Origin of the sequence: Flavobacterium jejuense (genome assembly GCF_006491595.2) — a bacterium.
GTDB classification, from domain to species: Bacteria; Bacteroidota; Bacteroidia; order Flavobacteriales; family Flavobacteriaceae; genus Flavobacterium; species Flavobacterium jejuense.
This window is the reverse complement of sequence record NZ_VEVQ02000001.1, coordinates 238,126-264,713: the sequence shown is the minus strand read 5'-3', so window position 1 is coordinate 264,713 and position 26,588 is coordinate 238,126. Positions and strand designations below refer to the sequence as shown.

22 protein-coding genes, 3 tRNA genes and 1 pseudogene are annotated in these 26,588 nt (G+C 29.4%); 11 read left to right on the top strand and 15 right to left on the bottom strand.

The window, feature by feature from the left end:
* Positions 1-40 precede the first annotated feature (40 nt).
* Genes FIA58_RS01205 through FIA58_RS01170 form a run of 8 tightly spaced genes read right to left on the bottom strand, consistent with a single transcriptional unit; the run spans position 41 to position 7,283 of the window.
* Positions 41-1,021 carry an OmpA family protein gene (locus tag FIA58_RS01205; protein ID WP_140959185.1) on the bottom strand — a complete coding sequence of 327 codons (981 nt, stop codon included), beginning with the start codon at positions 1,019-1,021 and terminating at the stop codon, positions 41-43.
* The gene (locus FIA58_RS01200; RefSeq protein WP_140959183.1) at positions 1,011-1,910 is read right to left on the bottom strand and encodes an RHS repeat domain-containing protein; all 900 of its coding nucleotides are present in this window, start codon (positions 1,908-1,910) and stop codon (positions 1,011-1,013) included. Before FIA58_RS01200 ends, FIA58_RS01205 begins: the two co-directional genes overlap by 11 nt.
* The gene (locus tag FIA58_RS01195) at positions 1,910-2,506 is read right to left on the bottom strand and encodes a hypothetical protein (RefSeq protein ID WP_140959181.1); all 597 of its coding nucleotides are present in this window, start codon (positions 2,504-2,506) and stop codon (positions 1,910-1,912) included. Before FIA58_RS01195 ends, FIA58_RS01200 begins: the two co-directional genes overlap by 1 nt.
* Positions 2,507-2,510: 4 nt before the next feature.
* The gene (locus tag FIA58_RS01190; RefSeq protein ID WP_140959179.1) at positions 2,511-3,650 is read right to left on the bottom strand and encodes a hypothetical protein; all 1,140 of its coding nucleotides are present in this window, start codon (positions 3,648-3,650) and stop codon (positions 2,511-2,513) included.
* A 4-nt stretch (positions 3,651-3,654) separates the two neighbouring features.
* Positions 3,655-4,992 carry a hypothetical protein gene (locus tag FIA58_RS01185; RefSeq protein ID WP_140959177.1) on the bottom strand — a complete coding sequence of 446 codons (1,338 nt, stop codon included), beginning with the start codon at positions 4,990-4,992 and terminating at the stop codon, positions 3,655-3,657.
* A gap of 22 nt (positions 4,993-5,014) precedes the next feature.
* Positions 5,015-5,752, bottom strand: coding sequence for a hypothetical protein (locus FIA58_RS01180; RefSeq protein ID WP_140959175.1), 738 nt, complete (start codon positions 5,750-5,752; stop codon positions 5,015-5,017).
* A 21-nt stretch (positions 5,753-5,773) separates the two neighbouring features.
* Positions 5,774-6,394, bottom strand: a complete 621-nt coding sequence (locus FIA58_RS01175) for a hypothetical protein (RefSeq protein WP_140959173.1) — start codon at positions 6,392-6,394, stop codon at positions 5,774-5,776.
* 1 nt (position 6,395) lies between these two features.
* Positions 6,396-7,283 (bottom strand): DUF4412 domain-containing protein, encoded by an 888-nt coding sequence (locus tag FIA58_RS01170; RefSeq protein WP_140959171.1) that lies wholly within the window; start codon positions 7,281-7,283, stop codon positions 6,396-6,398.
* A gap of 110 nt (positions 7,284-7,393) precedes the next feature.
* On the opposite strand from FIA58_RS01170, the gene FIA58_RS01165 reads away from it, so the two are divergent.
* Complete coding sequence (locus FIA58_RS01165; protein ID WP_140959169.1) at positions 7,394-7,933, top strand: RNA polymerase sigma factor; 540 nt, start codon at positions 7,394-7,396, stop codon at positions 7,931-7,933.
* A complete protein-coding gene (locus tag FIA58_RS01160; RefSeq protein WP_140959167.1) occupies positions 7,930-8,637 on the top strand; it encodes a tetratricopeptide repeat protein in 708 nt (235 codons plus the stop codon). Before FIA58_RS01165 ends, FIA58_RS01160 begins: the two co-directional genes overlap by 4 nt.
* Here the strand turns inward: FIA58_RS01160 and FIA58_RS01155 are convergent.
* The 4 genes from FIA58_RS01155 to FIA58_RS01140 all read right to left on the bottom strand — a co-directional run bounded on the left by FIA58_RS01155 (position 8,620) and on the right by FIA58_RS01140 (position 11,857).
* On the bottom strand, positions 8,620-11,505 hold the full coding sequence (locus FIA58_RS01155; RefSeq protein WP_140959165.1) for a CHAT domain-containing protein: 2,886 nt from the start codon (positions 11,503-11,505) through the stop codon (positions 8,620-8,622). The genes FIA58_RS01160 and FIA58_RS01155 overlap by 18 nt on opposite strands.
* Positions 11,506-11,604: 99 nt before the next feature.
* Positions 11,605-11,678 (bottom strand) — tRNA-Arg (locus FIA58_RS01150).
* Positions 11,679-11,691: 13 nt separating this feature from the next.
* Positions 11,692-11,766 (bottom strand) — tRNA-Pro (locus tag FIA58_RS01145).
* A 7-nt stretch (positions 11,767-11,773) separates the two neighbouring features.
* Positions 11,774-11,857: transfer RNA gene (locus FIA58_RS01140), tRNA-Ser, on the bottom strand.
* Between the two features lie 265 nt (positions 11,858-12,122).
* Between FIA58_RS01140 and FIA58_RS01135 the strand changes: the two genes are divergently transcribed.
* The 5 genes and pseudogenes from FIA58_RS01135 to FIA58_RS01115 all read left to right on the top strand — a co-directional run bounded on the left by FIA58_RS01135 (position 12,123) and on the right by FIA58_RS01115 (position 15,582).
* Positions 12,123-13,301: an acetyl-CoA C-acyltransferase gene (locus FIA58_RS01135; RefSeq protein WP_165928835.1), complete on the top strand. Its 1,179-nt coding sequence runs from the start codon at positions 12,123-12,125 to the stop codon at positions 13,299-13,301.
* A gap of 77 nt (positions 13,302-13,378) precedes the next feature.
* Positions 13,379-14,140, top strand: coding sequence for a C40 family peptidase (locus tag FIA58_RS01130; protein WP_140959161.1), 762 nt, complete (start codon positions 13,379-13,381; stop codon positions 14,138-14,140).
* A 78-nt stretch (positions 14,141-14,218) separates the two neighbouring features.
* Complete coding sequence (locus FIA58_RS01125) at positions 14,219-14,749, top strand: transposase (protein WP_140959159.1); 531 nt, start codon at positions 14,219-14,221, stop codon at positions 14,747-14,749.
* Positions 14,743-15,309 (top strand): annotated as a pseudogene (locus FIA58_RS01120) (IS3 family transposase); the annotation flags it as partial. The gene FIA58_RS01125 and the pseudogene FIA58_RS01120, both read left to right, overlap by 7 nt.
* 9 nt (positions 15,310-15,318) lie before the next feature.
* A complete protein-coding gene (locus FIA58_RS01115) occupies positions 15,319-15,582 on the top strand; it encodes an IS3 family transposase (protein ID WP_140959155.1) in 264 nt (87 codons plus the stop codon).
* A gap of 72 nt (positions 15,583-15,654) precedes the next feature.
* On the opposite strand, the gene FIA58_RS01110 is transcribed toward FIA58_RS01115, so the two are convergent.
* Positions 15,655-16,761 (bottom strand): hypothetical protein, encoded by a 1,107-nt coding sequence (locus FIA58_RS01110; RefSeq protein ID WP_140959153.1) that lies wholly within the window; start codon positions 16,759-16,761, stop codon positions 15,655-15,657.
* A 69-nt stretch (positions 16,762-16,830) separates the two neighbouring features.
* The gene (gene gyrA / locus FIA58_RS01105; RefSeq protein ID WP_140959151.1) at positions 16,831-19,380 is read right to left on the bottom strand and encodes a DNA gyrase subunit A; all 2,550 of its coding nucleotides are present in this window, start codon (positions 19,378-19,380) and stop codon (positions 16,831-16,833) included.
* Between the two features lie 252 nt (positions 19,381-19,632).
* On the opposite strand from gyrA, the gene FIA58_RS01100 reads away from it, so the two are divergent.
* The 4 genes from FIA58_RS01100 to FIA58_RS01085 all read left to right on the top strand — a co-directional run bounded on the left by FIA58_RS01100 (position 19,633) and on the right by FIA58_RS01085 (position 24,807).
* Complete coding sequence (locus FIA58_RS01100) at positions 19,633-22,179, top strand: ATP-dependent Clp protease ATP-binding subunit (RefSeq protein WP_140959149.1); 2,547 nt, start codon at positions 19,633-19,635, stop codon at positions 22,177-22,179.
* Positions 22,180-22,257: 78 nt separating this feature from the next.
* Positions 22,258-23,625: a 30S ribosomal protein S6--L-glutamate ligase gene (rimK, locus tag FIA58_RS01095; RefSeq protein WP_140959147.1), complete on the top strand. Its 1,368-nt coding sequence runs from the start codon at positions 22,258-22,260 to the stop codon at positions 23,623-23,625.
* A 229-nt stretch (positions 23,626-23,854) separates the two neighbouring features.
* Entirely contained in the window at positions 23,855-24,427 is a 573-nt protein-coding gene (locus FIA58_RS01090; protein ID WP_140959145.1) for a TMEM175 family protein, read from the top strand.
* 20 nt (positions 24,428-24,447) lie between these two features.
* On the top strand, positions 24,448-24,807 hold the full coding sequence (locus tag FIA58_RS01085; RefSeq protein WP_208022734.1) for a DUF1304 domain-containing protein: 360 nt from the start codon (positions 24,448-24,450) through the stop codon (positions 24,805-24,807).
* A 66-nt stretch (positions 24,808-24,873) separates the two neighbouring features.
* On the opposite strand, the gene hutH is transcribed toward FIA58_RS01085, so the two are convergent.
* Complete coding sequence (gene hutH / locus FIA58_RS01080; RefSeq protein WP_140959141.1) at positions 24,874-26,376, bottom strand: histidine ammonia-lyase; 1,503 nt, start codon at positions 26,374-26,376, stop codon at positions 24,874-24,876.
* Between the last annotated feature and the right edge of the window lie 212 nt (positions 26,377-26,588).

Genomic DNA, 26,588 nt, shown 5'->3' with positions numbered 1-26,588 from the left:
ACCAATTAAAAAGTAAACCCAAAAACAAAAAAAATCTATCTTATTTCTTTTTTAAAACAATTTCCACTCTTCTATTTTTCATTCTTCCTTCCTCTGTTTCATTGGTAGCAACTGGACAAGCAGGTCCAACGCCTAATGGAGTTAATCCGGTTCCAAAATCACCATAATTATTCATCAAAGCGCTCACAACAGCTCCTGCTCTATCTTCAGATAATTGCAAATTAGTATCTAAAGACCCTACATCATCGGTATGGCCAACAATATAAATTCTAGCTTTTGGGTTTTTATTTAAATATTCGCCTACCATTTCAATAACTGAAAATGAACTTTGCTTTAAAGTGGCTTTTCCTGTGTCAAATAAGATTCCATCTAGAATTAATTTGCCTTCTTTTTCCAGTTTGTCTTTAATTACATCTGCATTAATTTGAATTAAACCACTTTGTAATGCTTCTTGTTCGATTACTTCCACACATACTTTTACAGGTTTCCCATCATAAGCTGGAGTCATTCCAATTTCAATGAAATAAATTTTATCAGAAGTAATTATTTTACCAACCATATAGCGTTGGGCAACATGATAGGCTCCAAAATCATAATAATGTCCTGTTTCCCCGTTACTTTGTCGGTTGTCTTTACCGTAGACTTTTTCAAAAAACTTAGCACTATACCAAGCCGTTGTTCCATCACATTCACCGCCTTTACATTGGAACAAAATTTCGGCATTATTGGCTTTAAAAGCATCTTGGTAATTTTTCATTACCTCAACAGTAGATTTACCTATAGGAACTTCATACACAATTGAAGTTTGGTATCCTGAAACATCTAACCATTTTTGAGGCTCTTTTTCTGGTTTCGCAGCTTTAACAGCAAATTTTAATTCATTGTAGTCTTTTTGGAAGTAATAAATAATTTTAGAACCAGGATAACGAGTCAATAATTCATGATCTTTTGCTTTATCAATATCTTGAGCTAATAGAGTAAAACAAGATAAAAACAGTACTATCAAAAATTTAGTTTTCATATGTATAACTTGTTAGTTCAGAAGAAGTAGTTCCATTATAGATAGTTGTTGTTGTAAATGACATTACTTTTTCATTTTCTAAAGTATAGCTCATGGTTACGTCAAAAATAGGTTGAGTAGTATTATTTACACTATACTCTTTAACAGATTTAATGTTATATTCTGGTAAAATATAAATATTGTTATAATCCGTATAAGCAAAAATACGACTGAAATAAGGATAAATTTCAATTGGTGAAAATATAAATTGACCAAAATCCATTTGTTGCTTAAAGAATTTATAGACCGGATTTTTATGCGATTCGTACTCATATTCAGCATACGATGTTAAAACATAAGGCTCTGCAGGACTTCCTGTGCCTAATTGATCTACTCGAATAATTCGATTCGAAGAATCGTAAGTATAAGAAAAACGGGTTTGTTCATCATTATTCGTTATTGTTGCTATTCTACCAACAGCATCATAAGTAACATTGACAGTGTTTTCCAAAGAAGGATCGAAAAATTCAAAGTCTGATATTCTAAAGTTGTTGTATATTAAATCCGTTTCATAAGTATCTACTTTAATTTTATTTAAAGAAAAATCAGGAGCTGGAGAATAAAGGTATTCTACACCACTAGATTGATTCTCTACATCAAACGATGAAATTTTATCATTGCTAGTATAACTTACACTGTAATTTTTACCAAAACGATTTACACCAGATATCCATTTTCCAGAAGTATCATAATTAAAAGTAGTTGTTTTAGTTGTTACTCCTTTAGAAGAAGTGATGCTTTTAAGCTTTTTTTCTGGTGTTTCAACAGGATCACTATCATCATCTTTTGAACATGATACAATCGTTAATAACAATAAAATTGCTATTGTTTTTAATATACTTTTTGTCATTATATTTTTTGTTTTATGTTTTTACCAATTTGAAGTAGTTTTTCTTTTATCTCTTCTGAATTTACTGTTTCTGAAGAATTAAAAAGTATCTCAATTAAATAGGCTTCATTAGACTGAAATTTAATTTTTTGAACATTTTGAAAATCAGGTTCAACCCAATGATACGCATTTGCTCCAAAGCCGTCAATTGGAGTTGGTTTTATGATTTGCTGTTTAGTTCCCATAACTCCTTTTTCTATGTCCATTCGTAACATATTGGAGAATTTACGAGGCATGTCCTCCATTTCTAAATTGGAAGAAATCGTAATCATGATTTGACTTGCTTTAGTAACCTCATTTGGATCATTCCATATAAATTCACATCTATTAGTATCTGGATATGGGTTTCTAGCATAACTTTCGATTGTTGCAATATCTATTCCAAAAGCTGAAGCAATATCATCCATAGAAACTAAATCACAAGGATTGACTAACATTACTTTTTCTGACACCTCATTTTCTATGGCAGCTTCCTTATTATCTGAATTTGTATTTTCCTTTTTAGAAGTACAACTTATTAGAAATACTACTAGTATTGTGTTTGCGATATTTTTCATTTTATTATAATTTATCAACTATATATGTAATTCTGAAGGTGTTGTCACCATTTACAATTATAAAATAGTTGGGTTTACCCATTTTAACATCTTTTATAAGAATAGCTCTTTGGTGAAAACCAAAGTTGATATCTTGTCTTAAATTCTTTTCTTCTTTTAAATTGCATTGTACATTTACTTGTAACTCTTGATTGGCTAATTCTCCTTTTATTAAATAAAATCGTTCCTTATTAATCGCTTTTTTACCTAAATAAAAAATAGCATCACCAAAAACATCATTATATCTTGTACCTGCATTCTGCTTCACATCAAACGTATCAGAACCACCACTATAATCCCAAATTCTGGCAGGGTAATTTTTAATTGATGGTATATCAATAGTTCCTGATTTACTCTTTCCATATATTCTAATTCCTATCGCACCATAAAGTTGAATCGTACTAGCTAATTGCGATCTTCCAATGCATGTAGTTTGCATATCAATCACCTTAATTCTGTAAAGACCTCCATAAGGAGAATCATCACACAAATTTGATTTTGTAGCTTTGGTACCATTCCATTTATCTTTTAGAGAATTGTTCCAACTCCATTTCCCTTTAAAAGCGTTACATTCCATGGTGAATTCAAAATTTCCTTTACTTCCATTATTTGTAAAAGTTCCTATAAGTTTATCACCAACAACAGTTGCTTCTATGTAACCAAGATTTCTATATTTCCCTTTAACCTTATTTCCAGTTTGCTCTAAAACAATTTTACCAAAATCAGTCTCCCAAATACCACTCCAAATAGCAGATTTCATTGTAGTTGAAGGTTTATCATATATAATTTCTCCATTCCAATTTCCTCCTGATAATGAGGAATTCCAACCCCATTTTCCAGAAAATGTATTGGATACAAAACTCCATTTAAACGAACCCCATTTATTGTCTCCATGAGCAAATGTTCCCACTAAATATCCCTGTCCATTAAATTTATCCACTATAAATTTGCCCACTACGGTTCCTCTTTCTCCATAATCTCCGTATACAATTGAATCTTCTTGTATTAATTTTACAATACCAAAATTAGTACTGTAAGTGCCGTCAACTTGAGCATAACAGAATTGAATTAGAAAGAAAACAATAACTATTTTTAGATTTTTCATTTTATTAGTTTTTTTCAATTTTAAAACCTATTGCTATCCAATTATCTTTGTCTTTTTTATTTACTAAATAATATTGCTTACCAAACTCGATGTCTTTGATTTTTATACTTCTTTGTTTCCAACCAAATTTATAATCTGGTCTTCCAGTCAGTTTTTGTGTAACGTCCATTTGAACATTTACTTCCAAATTTTCATTTGCTAAATCTCCTTTTATATCAAATTCGATAATCCTATCGATATTATAATACATGTTAGAATCTGAAACTTTTATTAATTCATATATGCTTTCAGAATTTTCGTTACTACTATCTGGATTATTCAGACCACTATTTTGTTTCAGCTTAACAGGGTCTGAGGAAGAAATATCCCATAGTCTTGGTTTCTTGTTTCCAATAGCTTTAATTTCAACATTACTTGAAGTTGACTTTCCATACATCCGAATTCCCGCTGTACCAAAAATATCTACATTCCATGTTAAAGGATTATCTAAATCATAAAAAAAAGTGTCAATATCCGCTTTTATATGTGTAAGTGTTACTCTATACCTTCCCTCATAATCTTTTTTCGTTTTTATACTACTAGTTGAATTACTTAATCCTTGTGAAACTGTTGTTAAGCCTCCAGTAGCTTTTGTATAATTTGTAGCCGATGTACTATTTCCTCCTGTCAAAGAAGTAAATTCAGCTACAGTCATCGGTTTTAAAAATTTTGCATAAAACTTAACCTTTTCATTAGTATTTAATTTTCCTATTTGTCCATACCAAGCTGTTATATTTTCACTGTTTTCTGTTTTTATATAACTTTTGTAAAGACTATACTGAGTATTTTCATGATAAAACGAACCATAGGCTACCGTTTTCAAATCATTGTCTAGTTTTCCGAAAAAAGATTTTCCATCATCAAATTTACCTACCAATCGTAACCCTTTTTGTTGTAAGTTTAGTTTTTTATTAAACACTCCTGGATAAGCATTGAACTCATATTGACCAGTCCATTTGTCCATTTTTAAACTTGGGTAAGAATCTGATTTTAAAGTTCCTGTCCAATTGCCTTGATTTTTAGTATCTCCTTGCCATTTCCATTCACCAGTAAACGATTTATTATCTGACGCTAATTTGAAGTAGAACTCTCCTACTTTTCCGTTATTGGTAAACTTCCCATTAATAGTATATCCTGTTTGTATGGCATCAATTATACCTATTGAAGAATAATCTCCATATACAAATTGATCTTCGTGAATTAATCTTACATCGCCAAAAGGAGTATTCCAAGTGCCTGTAAAATTTTGTGCTTGTAGTAGTATTACAAACAAAAATGTAATTATTGTTGTGATTTTTTTCATTTTGTTTTCAGTATGAAATAAATTAATAAATGATTATTACATCGGCAATTTTTACCTGAGTATTAGTGTTTATCATAGCATAATATGTTAAACTGCCTTTTTCTGATTCATTAGTAATAGAATAATTTTCATTATTAAAAAACAATGTTGATGCAGCATTTCTATCAAAAAACAAAAAATCTCCATTGGATAAAAAAGATGAAATAAATGCGAATAATTTATCTTGATTTGCGTAGATACCTTTAATACTTGGTACTATGTTTTTAGAAAATACAGAGATATTATTTGAAGAAATTCCTATCAAATTCTGATTTTCTCCATAGGTGAGAGTTCCTGAGTCTGTTCCATTAGAATAATTATAAGTGCCATTAGTAGTATTATAAGTTAAACCATAGGGTTCATTTTGTCCAGATATTGAAACAGTAGCGTTCTCTCCATTATAAGCAACAGTAAGAATTTTAGTAACATTATTGAATGTTTGAGTAATTTGAGAAACTTTTTTATCTGCGTTATAATTGATTGTTCTGTTCTTAACACCATCAACATTGGAAATTTTCATTGCTGATAGTAAATTATTTTCATTATAACTAAATTCATACAAAGTAGTGGTTGTTATGTTACCTTGCTCCGAATAAGTATTAAGTATTACTTTTTTAGCATTTCCTAAGGTTTCTTGTTGTACTGTTCCATCATCATCTTTTGAACATGAAATCAAAGAAAAAATCGACACGAATAATAGGGTTGAAATATTTTTTTTCATTTTTATTTTTTTTTTTAAATTTTAATAGAATAACTCTTCTTTTTTAACCTGAATAAAATTCATTACAGGATATTTACTTATTATTTTTCCATGAATGGGTTTCCAATTTTCGGGTTTATTGGCATCTAAAAAAGTTCCAGCTTTACCAGAAAATTCAATACTAACTTCATCTTGTACTAATTTTGTTATTGTAGCTTCACCTTCTAGCAACGTATAAACAAACCCATTTTCCTTAGCTATTACAATAGTTACTACTGTACCATTGGCATCTTTAGGATCTAACTTTCCTTCTTTATTTTTTCCAATAATAGGCTTGACGTCTAACATATCTTTCAGTCCTGAGAAGGATATATTAATCTTTGCATCTTCACTATCAATAGAGAAAACCATCATCTGTTTTCCTGCTGTATTCATGATAGTTTTAAAATTTTCATCTTTACTAAATAGATTTTGTCCGTCATAAGTAATTTCAATTTCAGCTTTATTTTGATTGGCTCTTTCAATATTTTCAGAAGCAACACCAACTTGATTGAGTGTTTTTTCAATTACTGAGTTTGTAACATTTTCAGATGCTTTTTCTTTTGCATCTTGGCAACTTAAAAACATTACAATTGATATTAGTAGTGCATTAATTTTTTTCATTTTATAATTTTTGGATTTTAAACAAACTCATATTTATCATTCTCACTTTTTCCTCTAAAGCAATTACTTTCATAGAGTTTTGTTTTTTGGATTGTTTATTGAAAAAAGTCATTTCCATAACGTAACCATAGTCTGTATTTAAAAGTTGTATTGGATTTTCTTCTTTTTTCTTGGAGAATAATTTTGACATTCCTCTCAAATAATCTTGATAATCAAATTTTACATCAGGAGCATACCAAGCATTAATTTTTCCTTCATCGTAAGTAATATTGTATTCATGGCAAGTATACCCATTCATTACTTTTGTTTTTCCTGTTTTTTTTACTGAAGGAACAACGTCTGAAGCTTCTTCACTTGAGATATTTTGGTTACCCATTATCTTTTCCATCCATTCTAAAGACATCACTTGAGCCGTTCCACTAGAAATATTTAACATAATCGCAGATTCATTTTTCATATCAATGATAAAAGGATCTCCATTTTTTTCCATTTCTGTGATCAAAGCCTCTTTGCCATAGCCTTGTTTCATAGTTGTTTTTTTACTATTAGCGTTTACATCTTCTACTTCAATAGTTGCTATTACAGGAAAAACATATTTAGGTTCATGAGCAGCATTACCCATTTGAGAAATCATTTCTTGTGTATCAACATTTGATTCTTTACTTGCTTTTTTCTGTTTTCTTTGTTTTTTCTTTGTTATTTTTTTAGGGGCTTCAAAAATAGTATCTACAGTCGCTTCTGTAGTTTGATCAATTTTCTCATCTGTTTTTCTTTCCAAAGCACGTTCCATAGACTGCTGGGCTTTGTCTTGTAATTTTTTAAAAAACTGTGCATGAGTGCAATGACTAAAAGCGAAAGTCATTAGTAACAGTGCATAAAATTTCTTCATGATTTATAGATTTTAAATGTTTATTGCTCATTTGTAGAAAAAAAACAAAAAAGTAAACCCATAAATATTATTTTTGCTTTAAAGTTTACTTTACAAAACATTTTCTACTAATGAATAAAAACAACATAGTTGAAAGAATAAAACAAAACGATACAGCTACTATAAAGAAGATTTATCTTGATAATAAATTGTCTTTTTTCAAGTTGGCAAACCGTTATTCTATTCCTAATGAAGTTGCCTTAGACATCTATCAAGATAGTATAGTTGCGCTAGTTGAAAATGCTAGAAAGAATAGCATTGATGATTTAAAAAGCAGTATAAATACATATTTTATTGGAATCGGAAAATTTATGATTTTTAATTATCTGAAGACAAAGAAAACAGTTGATTTAAGTGAGTTTGAAAATACTGTAATAACAGAATCGTATACTACTGAAGATAACACTCTAAACGAGCGAGAAATAGCACTTAAAAAGGCTTATGAGAATTTAGGAGAACAATGTCAAAAAATTTTAAGTCTATTTTATTTTGAAAACAAAAAATTAGAGGAAATACAAACGATTTTAAACTATGAAAATAAAGATGTTTTAAAAAGTCAGAAATCGAGATGCATTTCTCATTTAAAAAAATCCCTAAATCTAAAGAAATGATGCATGAACTAATTGAAAAATATTTTGAACACAATTTAACCGAAGAAGAAAAACTACTTTTCAATAAATTGCTAGTTGAAGATCCCGATTTTAAAAAAGAATTTGAGTTTTATAGCGAATTGAAAAATGCTGTTGTTGTTTCAGAAAGACAAAAAATTAAAAAGGAAATCCAACAATTTGAAAATAGTGATGATATGCCTATTTTTAATCTAAAACGTTATTTACCATATGCTGCTATTTTATTAGTAATGCTTTCATTATGGTTTATTTTTTTTAGCAATAACTCCAATAATACAGACTTATACAACAGCTATTTTGAAGCCTATCCCAATACAGAGGTTTCAAATACTAGAAGTGATATGAATGACAAATCGGTAATTGAAGAAGCTTTTATTGCTTATGATTTAGAAGAGTATGCTAAAGCGAATGAATTATTTGATTTGGCCTTAAAAATTTCGAAAGTAGACTACATTCCATTCTATAAAGCTATCTCTTTAATGGAATTAGAACAACATAAAGAAGCTTTAAACTTATTTGAATCTGTAAATTGGTCAGAGGCATACAAAGAGAAATCTATGTGGTTTAAATCACTTTGTTTTTTGAAATTAAATCAAGTAAAAAAAGCTAAAAAAGAACTAACACTACTTACAGAAAAAGGAACCTTTAAAAGTTCAGAAGCAAAAGAGTTACTTTCGAAACTTTAAAAAGAAAACCAATAGAATTCCTATAATAACTAATCCCAAAAGTATAAAATAGAAATAATTAGTTTTAACAACCAAGGCATCAGGATTTCCATTTAAAACAAAACCTGACCAATAATAAGGATGCTTGAGTTCTTGAGCTTTTACTGTAGAAAGGAATTTAATTTTAGCCTTTTGTAAAGCTTCATTTTTAGGTAAACCTTCATTCAAAAATTCATAAAAATACTGCATAATTTCATACCCTTGTTTATCTGGAGTTTGCCATAAACTATGAATGGTAGCTGAAACACCACTAAAAGTAAAGGCTCTAGAGATACTCATAATACCTTCTCCTTCTTGACTTTTCCCTAAACCTGTTTCACAAGCACTAAGAACTACTAAGTCTAAAGGTAAATTCAATGCATATAAATCAGAAAAAAACAAATCATTGTCATGAAAAATAAGTTTTGATTTAAATTCATTTTCATAATCAATCTTAGCGTGCATCGCTAAGTGATAAATTGTATTTTCTTTATATTTCAAAAAATTATTTATGGTAGCTTGACTGGCGGTAAAGTAGTTGGAATCAAAATTATTTTTTAAAAATAATGCCTCTTTTTTAGCAAATGGCAAGGAAGTATAATCACTATTTTTGTAATCAGGTTGAAAAACAGCAATTTTAATAGCTTTATTTTGATGTTTCGCTTTTTGTAATTCCAAAAGAGATAAAGAAGTAGAATAATTTATTTTCAATTGTTCCACAAGAAATTTATTTTCCTTATTCAATAGAGCTTCAAACGGTAATTTATTTAAAAAGGTATTAGTAATAATTGTTATTTCATCATTTTTTATATCAAATGGCGCTAGTAGTATATCATATAATTCTTTTGAAACAGTATCTACAGAATTTCTGATATCTATTTTTGACAAAAAAATGATTACTTTTTCATTTAACAGTTTTAAATCACAAATCTTTTTTACCTTGATATCATCATTCGTTTTAATATAAACACCGTATACACTATCATCTGTTTGATAATATACCAAAATAGGAGAATTAGTTTTTGATAAAAATTGATTTAAATTAAAATTTGGATTCAAAAAGGTATTCAAATATGGAAACTCTTCCTTGATTTTTCTCTCTAATAAATCAATCTCATTCTTTAATTGATTGATTTTAAACTTATTTGCTGAATTACTTTTTAAGTAAAAAGACAACTTAGATTTTAATGTATTTATTTCCGATAAGTAATTTGCAACTTCATCAAAACTTTTTATTCTTTTGTTCATTAAAAAGTTTTTACAAAGATATTTAGATTGTGTATTTTCAATCATTTCAATAATTTCAACATTATGATTAGGATTAATTAAAGCAATATTTAGAAGACCATTTCTAATCTTTTTCACATATTCTTCTAAACTATAATTAAATATATCATTTTCATAAATATTATTGAAAAGATTGACCGAAAGTTTATATCCTTTGTAAGCTTTTTTTAAACAACTTGTTTTTTTAGTTACTTCATAAATATCAAAATACTCTTTTGCAATCTCACTATTATATGAAAGCAAATAAAAATCTGCATTCTTACATAGTTCGATATAGGAAACAGCTTTATCAAAGTTTTTTTCAGATTCAATAAAAGATTTTTCTTGGAAAAAAATCATGGCTTTGCTAGTATACAAACCTGCTAAATCTCTAAATTCATTTTCATTACAAAGTAGAATACCTTCATCAATATAAAAATGTGCTTTATTAAAGTCTTTTAATTCTCTCCAAAAATAACTATAAAAAGAATACAGGTCTATTAATGCTTTTTTATCAGTAAATGGAATTAATATTTTTTCAGCCTTATCTAATAATAAAAATGCTTTTTTATACTCTTTTTTTCTATATGAATATTCTGCATAAATACTTGTCGCATCAGAAAAACTTACTAATACTGATTTTTTATCAGTTAACTTAATAAAGTAATCATATAATTGATGATAGGTAATTGAGGCTTCATTCTCCTTTTTTTCAGCAATATTTATTTTCAATTGATTATGCAAATAAAGTAAAGTTCCTTTTTGTAAGGATAAAGAACTTTTATCTCTTAAAGAAAAGATTATTCTTTTAAGCTTAGATAGATAATATTTTGCGTTTTCAAGATTTCCATATTCTAATAAGTTACTTATTAAACTATTATAAGATAGTATTAAATTATCAGTATTATTAATCAAGTCTCTTTCCCAGATTGAAGTAGCTCTAATATAATAATTTTGAGAATTTTTAAAATCTGAAACCTTATACGATGAAGTACCTAGGTTATTATACAAGAAAGCTACTTCATTGGATTCAATTAAACCCTTTTTAAAATAAATTTCTTCAGCAGTTTTATAATATTCTATTGCTTTGTTTTCATTATCTAACTCTTTATATATAAATGCAATATCTTGCAATAATTTTATTTTTTTACGAAAATTTAATTTGTAATTTTTCGTATTGATATTTTTTAAATAATCTAAAGCAATTTCAAGTGATTTAACCCAATCACCAGTTGCATTACCAATTGTTAAATAATAGTTTTCAAAAAACTCAAATTTAAAATTTTCAGATAAGGATGTTTCAGAAGTAATTTTTTTATTTATTTCTTCTAGTAATTCTAACTTTTCATTCCAATTAGTTGTAAGGTAATATTTTGATAAGTATAATTTAATTTCATTATTTATATACTGACTTGATTGTTTATTTTTAATATTACTCAAATAAAATTCTCGAAGACGAATTGCTTTTGAATAGCTTTTTTTTTCATGAAGTGAATCTGCCTTCTTTTCTAATGCATTAGTCCCAATTTGACTATAAGAGGAAGTAACAATCAGAAATAAAAAAAAATTAAAAAATAACTTCATTAGGCAAACAGTTTTAGTGCTGTCGCAATTTAAAAAATTATTAAAAATAATAGTAATCTTTTAAAAACAAAAAAGCCTAGTAAACTTACTAGGCTTTTGTGATCGCGCCAGGATTCGAACCTGGGACCTACTCATTAGAAGTGAGTTGCTCTATCCAGCTGAGCTACGCAACCTTAATATTTTTCGTCGGGGTGGCAGGATTCGAACCTGCGACCTCCTGCTCCCAAAGCAGGCGCGATGACCGGGCTACGCTACACCCCGAAAAAAGCGGAGAGACAGGGACTCGAACCCTGGCGACGATTGCTCGTCGACAGATTAGCAATCTGCTCCGTTACCACTCCGGCACCTCTCCTATTAAACTTGCAAAGAACTGATCTTTTTTGCGGTTGCAAATGTATGTCTTACTATCTTAATTTACAACATTTATTAAGTTTTTTTTTTACTTTTTTCACTTATTTATCAGAAGCTACTATAATTCAAATAGATAGAAACTAATTTATTTTTCAAAGAAAATAAATATTTTTCATGTAAACAGTTTTTTTAATTTCTAAAATTATAAAAAATGTAATTTTTATCAATAAAAATAGTAAATTCGCAATTCAATTAAAAAAAACCATATTATGAAAAAAGTTGTTATAGTTTCTGCAGTAAGAACACCTATAGGAAGTTTTATGGGTGCTTTATCTTCTGTTCCTGCAACTAAATTAGGAGCAACTGCTATAAAAGGAGCATTAAATAAAATCAATTTAGATCCTAAATATGTTGACGAAGTATTAATGGGTAATGTAGTACAAGCTGGTAATGGACAAGCTCCCGCAAGGCAGGCTGCCATTTTTGCTGGAATTCCTAACACTGTTCCATGTACAACTATTAACAAAGTTTGTGCAAGTGGAATGAAAGCAGTTATGCAAGGAGCACAAGCGATCATTACTGGTGATGCAGATATTGTTATTGCTGGTGGAATGGAAAACATGAGTTTAATACCACATTACGTTCAGATGAGAAATGGTGTTAAATTCGGCCCAACAACACTGGTTGATGGCATGCAAAAAGACGGATTAGTTGATGCTTACGATAATCAAGCCATGGGTACTTGTGCAGATTTGTGCGCTACAGAATATAAAATATCTAGAGAAGAACAAGATAATTTTGCTATACAGTCTTACAAACGTTCTGCTGAAGCTTGGGAAAATGGAAAGTTTGATTCAGAAATAGTTTCTGTTGAAGTTCCACAAAGACGCGGAGATGCAATTATCGTATCAAAAGATGAAGAATTTACTAATGTAAAATTAGAAAAAATACCAACTCTTTCACCTGTATTTACAAAAGATGGAACTGTTACCGCAGCAAATGCATCTACAATAAATGATGGTGCAGCTGCCTTAGTTTTAATGAGTGAAGAAAAAGCAAATTCATTAGGTTTAAAGCCATTAGCATATATTAAATCATATGCAGATGCAGCACAAGAACCAAAATGGTTTACTACAACACCAGCAAAAGCATTACCTAAAGCGCTTGACAAAGCTGGATTATCCATTAGTGATATTGAATATTTTGAATTTAATGAAGCTTTTGCAGTTGTAGGTTTAGCAAATGCTAAAATTCTTGGACTAAAAGAAGATAACATAAATGTAAATGGTGGTGCCGTTTCTTTAGGACACCCACTTGGTTGCTCTGGAGCAAGAATTATTGTTACTTTAATAAATGTATTAGAGCAAAACAATGCAAAATTAGGTGCTGCTGCAATTTGCAATGGTGGTGGTGGTGCTTCTGCTATTGTTATTGAAAGAGCATAAATTAAATTATGAATTATGAGTTAGGAATCGTAATTTTGTTCTAACTCATAATTCATCTCACTTTTAGTTGCATATCAATGTTTGGAATTTGTAATCTAGCTATTATACCTCTAAGATTTGAACCGTCAGATAGAAGCGAACAAGTTTCTCAATTATTATTTGGTGAGCATTTCAGAATCTTAGAAAAATTAGAAAAATGGACTCATATAGAGTCTGCTTTTGACAGATACACTGGTTGGATAGACAACAAGCAATATGACACAATTAATGAAGATCAATTTATTTCAATAGAAAAATCTCCTATTGTTTTAAATGGAGATTTAATTGAATATATCACTAGTACAAATAATCAATTAACTCCAATACCACTAGGAAGTTGCCTTTCTTTTTTAGATAACGAGCAAATAAATACTTCTAATTATATTTTTGAAGGTATTAAGATTTGCGGCATAAAAGAAAAATCAAATTTAATTAATACAGCTTTTATGTATCTAAACACTCCATATCTTTGGGGTGGAAAAACACCTTTTGGAATTGATTGTTCAGGTTTTACACAAATGGTTTATAAACTAAATGGATATAAAATATTACGTGATGCTTCCGAGCAAGCTACTCAAGGAGAAGCCTTAAGTTTTATTGAAGAAAGTGAACCAGGAGATTTAGCTTTTTTTGATAATGAAGAAGGAAACATTATTCATGTAGGCATCATGATGGACGACAACTACATTATTCATGCTTCTGGTAAAGTCAGAATAGATAGATTAGATCATTTAGGAATTTACAATGCTGAAACTAATAGACATACTCACAAACTAAGAGTTATTAAAAAAATAATATAAAAACATAGTTTCACACAAATAAAAAAGACCCATTTTAGACTGCCCCCAAAAAGTTAGACACTATTTGAGGGTGTTTTTATGGAAAGAAAAGTCAAGTATGATTATGCATTTAAATTAGAATGTGTAAAATTAGTTTTAGAATTTCATTATTCTTGTGAATCAGTTTCTAAAGAAAAAGGACCTAATAAATCTAACATTCGTAAATGGGTTGGGTCTTACAAACAATATGACAAAATAGGTCTTTTGCCTAGGAAAAATCAAAATTACTCAACAGATTTTAAGTTAAAGGTTTTTAACTCTATTGTTGATGATTTTTTATCTCTAAGTGAGACCTGTTTGAAGTTTAACATTACTTCAGAATCAGTTATTATAAAATGGCAAAAAGATTTTACTACTTTTGGCATTGAAGGCTTGAAGGTTAAACCCAAAGGAAGACCAAAAATCATGAGTGATTATAAGCGTAAAAAACGTAAAACAGACAAACCACTAACCAGAGAAGAAGAACTTTTACTGGAAATAGAATCATTGAAATATGAAAATGCTATTTTAAAAAAGTTCAATGCCTTAGTTCAAGCCGAAGAAATCAAAAACATAAAGCGCAAGTCATAATAGAATTAAGGCATCAATATGATTTAAATATTTTATTAAATCATATCAATATGGCACGAAGTAGTTATTATTACTATGAAAAAAAACAGCAACTAATCGACAAATACAAATTAATTAAAGAACTCATTATCTCTATTTATCACAAGCATAAAGGGCGTTATGGTTATAGACGAATAACTAATGAACTTCAAAACAAAGGAATAATTATCAATCACAAAACATTTTTGAAACTAATGAAAACATTAGGACTAAAAAGTATTATTAGGATCAAAAAACACAAATCATACAGAGGTGAGAATGGTAAAATAGCACCAAATATTTTGGAACGTAATTTTAAAGCTTCGGCTCCAAATCAAAAATGGGCAACTGATATAACTGAATTTAATGTCTCTGGAAACAAATTGTATTTATCACCAATAATTGACTTGTTTAATCAAGAAATAATTAGTTATGAATTAACAGATAGACCTGTATTTAGTCAAGTTGTAACAATGTTTAAAAAAGCATTTAAGAAAATACCAAATAATACTAATTTGATACTCCATTCAGATCAAGGTTAGCAATATCAAATGAAACAATACCAAAAATTACTAAAGAGAAAAGGAATCAAACAAAGTATGTCAAGAAAAGGAAATTGCTTGGATAATGCAATTATTGAAAACTTCTTCGGAATATTAAAATCAGAAATGTTTTACACGCAAAAAATCAAATCAATAGAACAACTTAAAAAAGAAATTAAACAGTATATAATCTATTACAACAATCAAAGAATTAAATCAAATTTAAACAAAATGAGCCCGATACAATATCGAACTCATTATTATCAAAATTAATTATAAATTTGTCTAAAATTTTGGATGCAGTCTAAAGTGGGATTTTTTTATTTGTGTGATATACCTACAAAATTAATTAATAGTGGCAGCCTTATCCTTCATATCAAGAATTTCATAAGCAGATCGCAATAAAATTTTGGTATTACCATCTGTAGCTTTTAATTGATATGCCTTTTCAAGATACGGCAAAGATGACTTAAATAATTTCTTTCTTTTTTCCATTAGTTGGTCATATTTGGCTTTATCAGCTACACTTGCATTAATTTCATCTACTAACTTACTATCATCTTTTAAATAATCATAACCTAGAGTAAAATATAATTGAAATTCCGCATCAATCAATTCAGAATCATTAGGGTTCAAAACTTTAGCTTCTGCCAACGTTTTTTTAGTCTTTTCTATATCCTTATTTTGTAATGCAATCAAAGCAAGCATCTTATAAATCTCAGGTTTTTTAGATGACATTTTTTCCTCTCTTGGATTTTCTGTAAGACCTAATTGAACCTGTCTATCTCTATCTTCTTTATTAGGATACAAAGATTCTTTTCCAGTTGTTTTTGGAGTGGCATAGTAATTAATTCCGTTTTTTAAATAATTACTTTCCTTTAAATCTTCATAAAATTTTTCAGCTAAGAGATAGTCTTGAGCCTGTACCGCTAATTCTGCAGAGTTATTAAGAGCAATTCCTTCGTTTTTAGGATCAAAAACATATAAATTATGAAACATCAATGAAGCTTCTCTGTAATTTGATTCTTGAAAAAGCCTTGATGCATTTCCGTAAAGAAAATCTCTAAACTCATATTTTTTTCTAATTAAATCATCTGAATATATTTTTTTTCCAGATTTTTTCTCAAAAGCAATAGTTTTATCAATAGTAACTCCATATTCAGCTAAGAAATCTGGATTAAATAATTTAGCTTTATCTTTCATAGTTGCATTTGCTCCTTTCGAATCAAATTCAACAGCAGTATACATCACTTTAAATAGTTTAGCATACACCTTATCAGATTCCGATGATGCTATAGCATTTAGCTTATCCGATGCTTCTTTATAATTATTTAAATCTTCATTAGAAATTACATCTTTATTGTAAATCTTTTTTAATACTTTCAGCTCATCCTTTTGACCAAAAGTAGTAATTGAAATTAAGGCAACAACTCCTAAAAATAATTGTTTCATTTTTCTAATCTTTTTTTATAGTTTAATCTTCAATATAAAGCCCAAAATTAATTTTGGGCTTTATATTTTTTATTCATTTGTTTCACTAGTATTTGTTTCATCAAATTCTGTACCAGAATTTTCAGGATCATCCATTTCTAGATCAATTTCAGACTCTTCTTCTCTTAATACCTTAGTTACTGCAGCAATAGAATCTTTCCCTTTTAAATTAATCAAACGAACTCCTTGAGTAGCTCTACCCATCACACGTAAATCAGAAACTTCCATTCTAATTGTTAATCCTGATTTATTAATAATCATCAAATCATCTGCATCGGTAACATTATTAATAGACACTAAAGCACCTGTTTTTTCAGTAATATTTAATGTTTTAACTCCTTTACCTCCTCTATTAGTAATCCTATAAATAGCTTCTCCTTCTTCTTCTAATTTAGTTCTTTTACCATAACCATTTTCAGTAACAACTAAAATTTGAGATTCATTTACGTCTTTTCCTTCAACCGAAACCATTCCTATTACTTCATCCTTATCATTAGCTAAAGTTATACCTCTAACACCTGAAGCAGTTCTACCCATAGGACGTGTCTTACTTTCCTCAAAACGAACTAATTTACCAGACTTAACCGCTATTAAAACTTGACTGTTTCCTGTCGTTAATTTTGCTTCTAGTAACTCATCATCCTCCTTAATCGTAATAGCATTAATCCCATTCTGACGAGGGCGTGAATATTGTTCTAATGGTGTCTTCTTAACCTGACCTTTTTTAGTAGCCATTATGACAAAATGACTGTTTATATACTCTTCGTCTTTCAAATCTTGTGTACAAATAAAAGCTTTAACTTTATCATCTGGCTCGATATTTATAAGATTTTGAATAGCTCTTCCTTTACTCACTTTTGTCCCTTCAGGAATTTCAAAAACACGCATCCAGTAACATTTTCCTTTTTGTGTAAAATACATCAAATATTGATGATTTGTTGCAACGAACAAATGCTCTAAGAAATCTTGATCTCTAGTAGCAGCACTTTTTTGACCAACTCCTCCTCTATTTTGAGTTTTATATTCTGTCAATGAAGTTCTTTTAATATAGCCTGCATGAGAAATAGTAACTACAACCTGCTCATCTGCTATTAAATCTTCAATACTTACATCTCCACCTGCATACTCTATTACAGAACGTCTTTCGTCTCCATATTTCTCTTTCATTTCTGCTAATTCTGATTTAATAAGTTCCATTCGCAATTCTTTACTTGCCAATAATTCTTTCAAACCATTAATCAACTTCATAATCTCCTCATATTCAGCACGTAACTTATCTTGTTCAAGACCTGTTAGCTGACGTAGACGCATTTCTACAATAGCCTTAGCTTGAATTTCAGATAATTTAAATCTTTCTATTAATTTATTTCTAGCCTCTTCACCATCTTTAGATGAACGAATTAAAGCAATAACTTCATCAATATTATCTGAAGCAATAATTAACCCTTCCAATATATGAGCTCTCTCCTCTGCCTTTCTTAATTCATATTGCGCTCTACGAACTACAACTTCATGTCTATGTTCAACAAAATAATGTATTAAATCTTTAAGATTCAACATCTCTGGTCTACCATTTACTAATGCAATATTATTTACACTAAATGAAGTTTGAAGTTGAGTATACTTATATAATGTATTTAAAACAACATTAGGAACAGCATCGCGTTTTAATTCATAAACAATACGCATACCATTTCTATCCGATTCATCTCTTATAGTTGCTATTCCTTCAATTTTCTTATCATTTACTAAATCTGCCGTCTTTTTAATCATATCGGCTTTATTCACTTGATAAGGAATTTCCGTTACAATAATAGCCTCTCTACTATTAGATTCTTCAAAACCAGCTTTAGCACGCATTACAATACGTCCTCTTCCTGTTTTAAAAGCTTCTCTTACACCTTCATAACCATAAATAATTCCGCCAGTTGGAAAATCAGGTGCTTTTACATACTGCATCAATTCATCAATTTCGATGTCATTATTATCAATATATGCTAAAGTACCATCAATGACTTCAGAAATATTATGAGGAGGCATGTTTGTAGCCATACCAACAGCGATACCGGAAGCACCATTAATTAATAATGTAGGAACTTTTGTAGGTAAAACTTTAGGCTCTTCTAACGAATCATCAAAATTCAATTGAAAATCAACAGTTTCTTTTTCAATATCTGCCAACATATCTTCAGATATCTTACGCATTCTTGCCTCAGTGTAACGCATTGCAGCAGGGCTATCACCATCTACAGAACCAAAGTTACCTTGACCATCAACCATTAAATATCGTAAACTCCATTCTTGAGCCATACGAACCATAGCGTCATATACAGATGTATCTCCATGAGGGTGGTACTTACCTAAAACTTCTCCAACAATTCTTGCTGATTTTTTATAAGCACTATTAGACCTAATTCCTAATTCATGCATACCAAATAATACTCTTCGATGTACAGGTTTTAAACCATCTCTAACATCTGGAAGTGCTCTCGATACAATAACTGACATTGAATAATCAATGTAAGCTGATTTCATTTCATCTTCAATGTTAATAGGAATTAATTTTTCTCCTTCAGACATAAGTATTTATATTAAAATTATATTTTTTCTTTAACGTGCCAATATACAGCTTTTTCTCATTTTTTCCCCTCATTTGATTGACAAATATAAACGATTTATTAACAATCTATTCTTGAAAAAACATATCAAAAGAACTGACAAGAATTTTTTTTTATCAGATTTTTTTTGTCACTTAGCTAATCATTCTATAAAAGGCATATTTTTTGCTTATTAACTGATATCTTAGTATATTTACAATTACAATTTTCACATATGGACGATAATTTTTCACCAAGAGTTAAAGATGTTATTTCTTTCAGCAAAGAAGAAGCCTTGAGATTAGGGCATGACTTTATTGGAACTGAGCATCTTATACTGGGTTTGCTTAGGGAAGGTCAAGGGAAAGCAATGGCTATCTTAAATAATCTTGCAGTAGATTTTGATTATCTAAGAAAAAAAGTTGAAGTTTTAAGTCCTTCTAGTACTGTTTCGATTCAAAGTAATGATAAAAAGAACCTTCATCTTACCCGTCAAGCAGAAAGAGCCTTAAAAACTACTTTTTTAGAAGCTAAGTTATATAATAGTGCAACTATTAGTACAGCTCATTTGTTGTTGTGTATTTTGCGTAATGAAAATGACCCAACAACCAAATTATTAAATAAATTAAAATTAGATTACGAATTGATTAAAGATCAATACACCGCTATGATAACAAACGAAAATGATTATACAGAAGACCTACCTAAAGCAGAGTTTAATGAAGATTCTGGACAAGAGGAAGGTACTAGAGATAGTGGTTTTAACAACCCTACTTCTGGAAATAAAACCAATAAAAAATCTAAAACTCCTGTTTTAGACAATTTTGGTCGCGATCTAACTGAAATGGCTGAAGAAGGAAAACTAGATCCAGTAGTTGGTCGTGAAAAAGAGATTGAAAGAGTTTCACAAATATTAAGCCGAAGAAAGAAAAACAATCCTTTATTAATAGGTGAACCTGGTGTTGGAAAATCGGCAATAGCTGAAGGATTAGCCTTGCGTATTGTTAAGAAAAAAGTTTCAAGAATTTTATTTAATAAAAGAGTAGTTACTTTAGACTTAGCAAGTCTTGTTGCTGGAACAAAATACCGTGGTCAGTTTGAAGAAAGGATGAAAGCTGTCATGAATGAGTTAGAAAAAAATGATGACATTATCTTATTCATAGATGAAATTCATACTATTGTTGGTGCAGGTGGAGCAACAGGTTCACTTGATGCTTCAAATATGTTTAAACCAGCTTTAGCAAGAGGTGAAATTCAATGTGTAGGTGCAACAACTCTTGATGAATACCGTCAGTATATTGAAAAAGACGGTGCTTTAGAAAGACGTTTTCAAAAAGTTATTGTAGAACCTACTTCTGTAGATGAAACAATAACTATTTTAAATAATATAAAAGGTAAATATGAAGATCATCATAATGTAACTTATACTGATGAGGCAATTGAAGCATGTGTTAAGCTTACAAATAGATATATGACAGATCGTTTTCTACCAGACAAAGCTATTGATGCTTTAGACGAAGCTGGATCTAGAGTACATATTATTAATATTGATGTTCCAAAACAAATTTTGGAATTAGAAAAACAATTAGAAGATGTACGAGAATTAAAAAACACAGTTGTCAAAAAGCAAAAATATGAAGAAGCTGCTAAGTTAAGGGATGACGAAAAACGTATTGAAAAAGAATTAGCAATTGCTCAAGAACAATGGGAAGAAGATGCTAAAACTAATCGTGTTACTGTTACTGAAGACAATGTGGCAGATGTAGTTTCAATGATGACAGGAATTCCAGTAAATAGAATTGCTCAAACTGAAAGTAATAAATTAGCAATACTTCCTGAATTAATAAAAGGAAAAGTTATTGGTCAAAATGATGCTGTTGAAAAAATAGCAAAAGCAATACAAAGAAATAGAGCAGGCTTAAAAGATCCTAATAAACCTATTGGTTCTTTCATATTTTTAGGTCAAACTGGTGTCGGTAAAACACAACTTGCTAAAGTTTTAGCAAAAGAATTATTCGACTCAGAAGATGCCTTAATCCGTATTGACATGAGTGAATACATGGAGAAATTCGCAATATCAAGACTAGTTGGAGCTCCTCCGGGTTATGTCGGTTATGAAGAAGGTGGTCAATTAACTGAAAAAGTGAGAAGAAAACCATATTGTGTAATTCTTCTTGATGAAATTGAAAAAGCGCATCCTGATGTATTTAATATGATGCTTCAAGTACTAGATGATGGTCATTTAACAGATAGTTTAGGTCGTAAAATAGATTTCAGAAACACCATAATTATAATGACATCCAATGTAGGTGCTCGTCAATTAAAAGATTTTGGGCAAGGAGTTGGTTTTGGAACTACAGCAAAAACACTTCAAGCAGATGATCATTCAAAAGGAATCATTGAAAATGCATTGAAAAAAGCCTTTGCACCAGAATTCTTAAATCGTATTGATGATGTAATTGTATTTAATGCATTAGAAAAAGTAGATATCGATTTAATTATTGATATAGAAATGGATAAATTATACCTAAGAGTAAAAGATCTAGGGTATGATTTAAAATTATCTGAAAAAGCGAAAGACTACATTGCTGAAAAAGGTTTTGATAAACAGTTTGGTGCAAGACCGCTAAAGAGGGCTATTCAAAAATACGTTGAGGATGCTCTCGCTGAAGAAATAATAACTTCTAAAATTCATGAGGGTGACCAAATCTTCATGGATCTAGATGAATCTTCCAACGAATTGACCATAAAGATTAAAAAATCAGAAAAACCTACTAAATAGTAGGTTTTTTTTTCTCGTACAAAAGATTATAAAATTTAAAATAAAATACTACTTTAGAGTCAAAATTAAAGAATAAAAATGCAAGACAAAGTAATCGTTGGTAGTGAAGAATGGTGTTCATTCCCAAGCTTAGCAATTCCAACTATAAAAGCAAGAGTAGATTCTGGAGCAAAAACTTCTGCTCTACATGCAACTAACCTAAAATCATTTCAAAAAGATGGTGTTGACTGGGTTAAATTTGATATTAACCCGATTCAAAATAATGCCAAAACTATAATTCATTGTGAGGCTCAATTAGTAGATCAAAGAATTGTAAAAAGTTCAAGTGGTTTTAGAGAAAGAAGATTTGTTATAAAAACAAATTTAGAAATTGGAGGTAAAAAGTGGGAAGTTGAACTGACTCTTACTAATAGAGATTCTATGGGGTTTAGAATGTTATTAGGTAGAGAAGCTATGTCTGGAAGAATATTAGTTGATCCAGAAAAAAAATATTTATTAGGTCAACCAACAAATGAAAAATTAAAAGAATTTTATTTTGATAATTCTACAGAAAAGAAAGGTTTACGAATTGGACTTTTAGCCAGTAATCCTGAACTATATAGTAACAAGCGTATAATAGAAGCTGGTGAATTGAGAGGACATGAAATGCATTTTCTTAATTTGAAATATTGCTATATGAAATTAGATGCAGATAATCCTGAAATTCATTATAGAGGCGGTAAAATTTTAAATGATTTTGATGCTGTTATACCAAGAATAAGACCAAGTATGACCTATTATGGCTGTGCATTAACACGTCAGTTTGAAGCATTAAAAGTATTTGCATTAAACAATGCTGCCGCAATTACGCAATCTAGAGATAAATTATTCTCTTTACAACTTCTTTTGAACAATGGAGTAGATATTCCTACAACTGGTTTTGCTAACTCTCCATTGGACACAGATGACCTAATCAAAATGGTTGGTGGTTCTCCATTAATAGTAAAACTTTTAGAAGGAACCCAAGGTAAAGGTGTTGTTTTGGCCGAAACTAAGAAAGCTGCAGAATCTGTAATAAATGCTTTTAAAAGTCTAAATGCTAACATCTTAGTGCAAGAATTTATTAAAGAGGCTAATGGTAAAGATTTACGTCTATTTGTGGTAGATGGTAAAGTGGTAGCTGCGATGCAAAGAGAAGCTGCACCAGGAGAATTTAGAGCCAATATTCATATGGGAGGAACTGCTTCTATTGTTAAAGTTACTCCAGATGAAAAGAAAATTGCAATAAAAGCTGCTAAAGCAATGGATTTAAAAGTTGCAGGTGTAGATATTATACGGTCAAGTAAAGGTCCTTTATTATTAGAGGTAAATTCTTCACCTGGCTTAGAAGGAATTGAGGGCGCAACTAACAAAGACATTGCTGGAGAAATGATTAAAGCCATTGAAAAGAATTTTAAATGGAAATAATTTTAATATATAACCAAAGGAAAATTTATTCACTTATACATTTATGATTAAGCAATTAAAACCCTTTCTTTTTATTTAATATTAATTGTACTTCTATTTGTCCTATTGGGTGCCATATCAAAAATGATTGATTTTCCATTACTATGCGTAATTTTCAATATACTAGTTGTTCCAATTCTAATAGTAGCATTTTTATATTTAATAGTTCAAATAATTAAATTTTTACTACATGAAAAAAAATAGACTAGAAACTTTTAGCGATGGTGTTTTAGCTATTATAATAACTATAATGGTACTTGAATTAAAAGTACCAGAAGGATATGAATTTAAGAATTTGGCAATTCTAGCACCAAAATTCTTAAGCTATGTATTAAGTTTTATCTATTTAGCTATTTATTGGAACAATCACCATCATTTGATGCATACAGTTAATAAATTAACAAGTGGCATTTTATGGGCAAATATGAATCTTTTATTTTGGCTGTCTTTAATTCCATTTACTACTGCATGGGTTGGTGAAAACATAACTCATTGTGATCCTATGTCTTTATATGGCTTCATTTTACTAATGGCTGCTGTATCATATTGGCTTTTAAGTAATAGAATAATTGATTCCGAGGGAAATAAATCTCTTCTATTAAAAGCAATAGGTAAAGATTTCAAAGGTAAAATTTCGATTGTAATTTATGCTATAGGAATTCTGTCATTACAATTTGTTTCATGGATAGCTCCAATTTTATATATATTAGTAGCAATATTATGGATTATTCCAGACAGAAGAATTAAAAATAATTTAACTTAAACATTTAAAACAAATCAATTATGAGTATTTTATCGCAAATTATTATCGGGCTAGTTGCATTCATTCACCTTTACATTTTTTGGTTAGAAATGTTTGTTTGGACTACAGTTGGAAGAAAAGTATTTAAAACTATTCCATCAGATATGTTTGATAAAACAAAAGTAATGGCAGCAAACCAAGGGTTATATAATGGATTTCTAGCTGCTGGCTTAATTTGGTCTCTTTTTATTACAGATGGCATATGGTCAAAAAATATAGCTCTGTTTTTCCTAAATTGTGTACTTATTGCAGGAATCTATGGTGCTTTTTCAGTGTCTAAAAAAATATTTTTTATACAAGGAATTCCTGCAATTCTTGGAATTTTGAGTTTATTCCTTTAATATAATAAAGAAAGTCTTATTGATAAGAAACTCAATAAGACTTTTTAAGCTTTTATAATTTATAAACTAGTTCTCTAATTCAATTTGAAAACTCTGCAAAAAAGAAATTGTTTTTTCAATATCATAATGCAAAATTCTATCTTCATCAACAAAAGATACTTCTTCTCTGTATGATTTTAAAAACATTTCAATAAATTCACTTGATTTTAAAGGTCTTCTAAACTCTATTGCCTGCGAAGCATTTAACAGTTCAATTGCTAAAATACGTTCTAAATTATCTATAATTCGTAAAGTTTTAGTTGCTGCATTAGCTCCCATACTCACATGGTCTTCTTGACCATTACTAGAAACGATACTATCAATACTAGCAGGTGTAGCCAATTGTTTATTTTGACTAACAATACTTGCTGCAGTATATTGTGGAATCATAAAACCTGAATTTAAACCTGGATCACTAACTAAAAAAGCTGGTAAATCTCTTAAACCAGATATTAATTGATAAGTCCTTCTTTCAGATATACTTCCAAATTCGGCTAAAGCTATACCTAGAAAGTCTAAGGCTAAAGCTAAAGGTTGTCCATGAAAATTTCCACCTGAAACAATGATATCTTCACCCACAAAAATATTAGGATTATCAGTAACCGAATTAATCTCAGTACGAAAGATCCTTTTCACATAATCTATGGTGTCTTTACTAGCTCCATGAACTTGCGGAATACATCTAAAAGAATAAGGATCTTGAACATGTTTCTTCTCTTGTTCAATAATTTCGCTACCTTCTAATAGTTCTCTAATATGTTCAGCAGTCTGTACTTGACCTTTATGAGGACGAATTAAATGAATCAAATCCGTAAATGGCTCCAATCTTCCATCAAAGCCCTCTAATGAAATTGCTCCAATAACATCAGCTAAATAAGAAAGTTTAGTAGATTTAATTAAAATATAGACTCCATATGCACTCATAAATTGAGTTCCATTTAACAATGCCAAACCTTCTTTAGATTGTAAAGAAATAGGATTCCAATCCATTTTCTCAAGCACTTTAGAAGTAGGTTGTCTAAATCCATCTTGATACACTTCTCCTTCTCCTATTAATGGAAGTGACAAGTGAGCTAATGGAGCTAAATCTCCACTTGCACCAAGCGAACCTTGATTATAAATAACTGGTAATACATCATTATTGTAAAAATCTATCAAACGTTCAACCGTTTCAAGTTGAACTCCAGAGTGTCCATAGCTCAAAGATTGTATTTTTAACAATAGCATTATTTTTACAATCTCTAGTGGAACTTCTTCTCCTGTACCACAAGCATGAGATTTTACAAGATTTTCTTGTAATTTAGATAAATTTTCATTCGAAATTTTAACATTACACAAAGAACCAAATCCTGTATTAATTCCATAAATAGGCTTCTCATTGGATTTTAATTTTTCATTTAAATACTTTCTACACTTATCAATATTAGCTCTAGCTTCTTCAGATAATTCTAATTTTAAATCTTGTAAAATAATTTTCTCTATTTGGTCGATCGAAAGTAAATCAGAAGTTATATAATGTATTGTCTCCATTTTCAGTAATTAAAAGCCCAAAATTCCGTAAACAAATGTTAAAAAGCAACAATTTTAACTACTATTTTATTATCATATTGATAATCATATAGTATCTAATTTATTAAAACCATTTTTTATACAACTTAAAACTGTATAAAGTAAAGTATTCGTAAAAATGCATTTCATATTTTTTGAACAAAAAAATATAATCTATATTTGAATAATGTTAA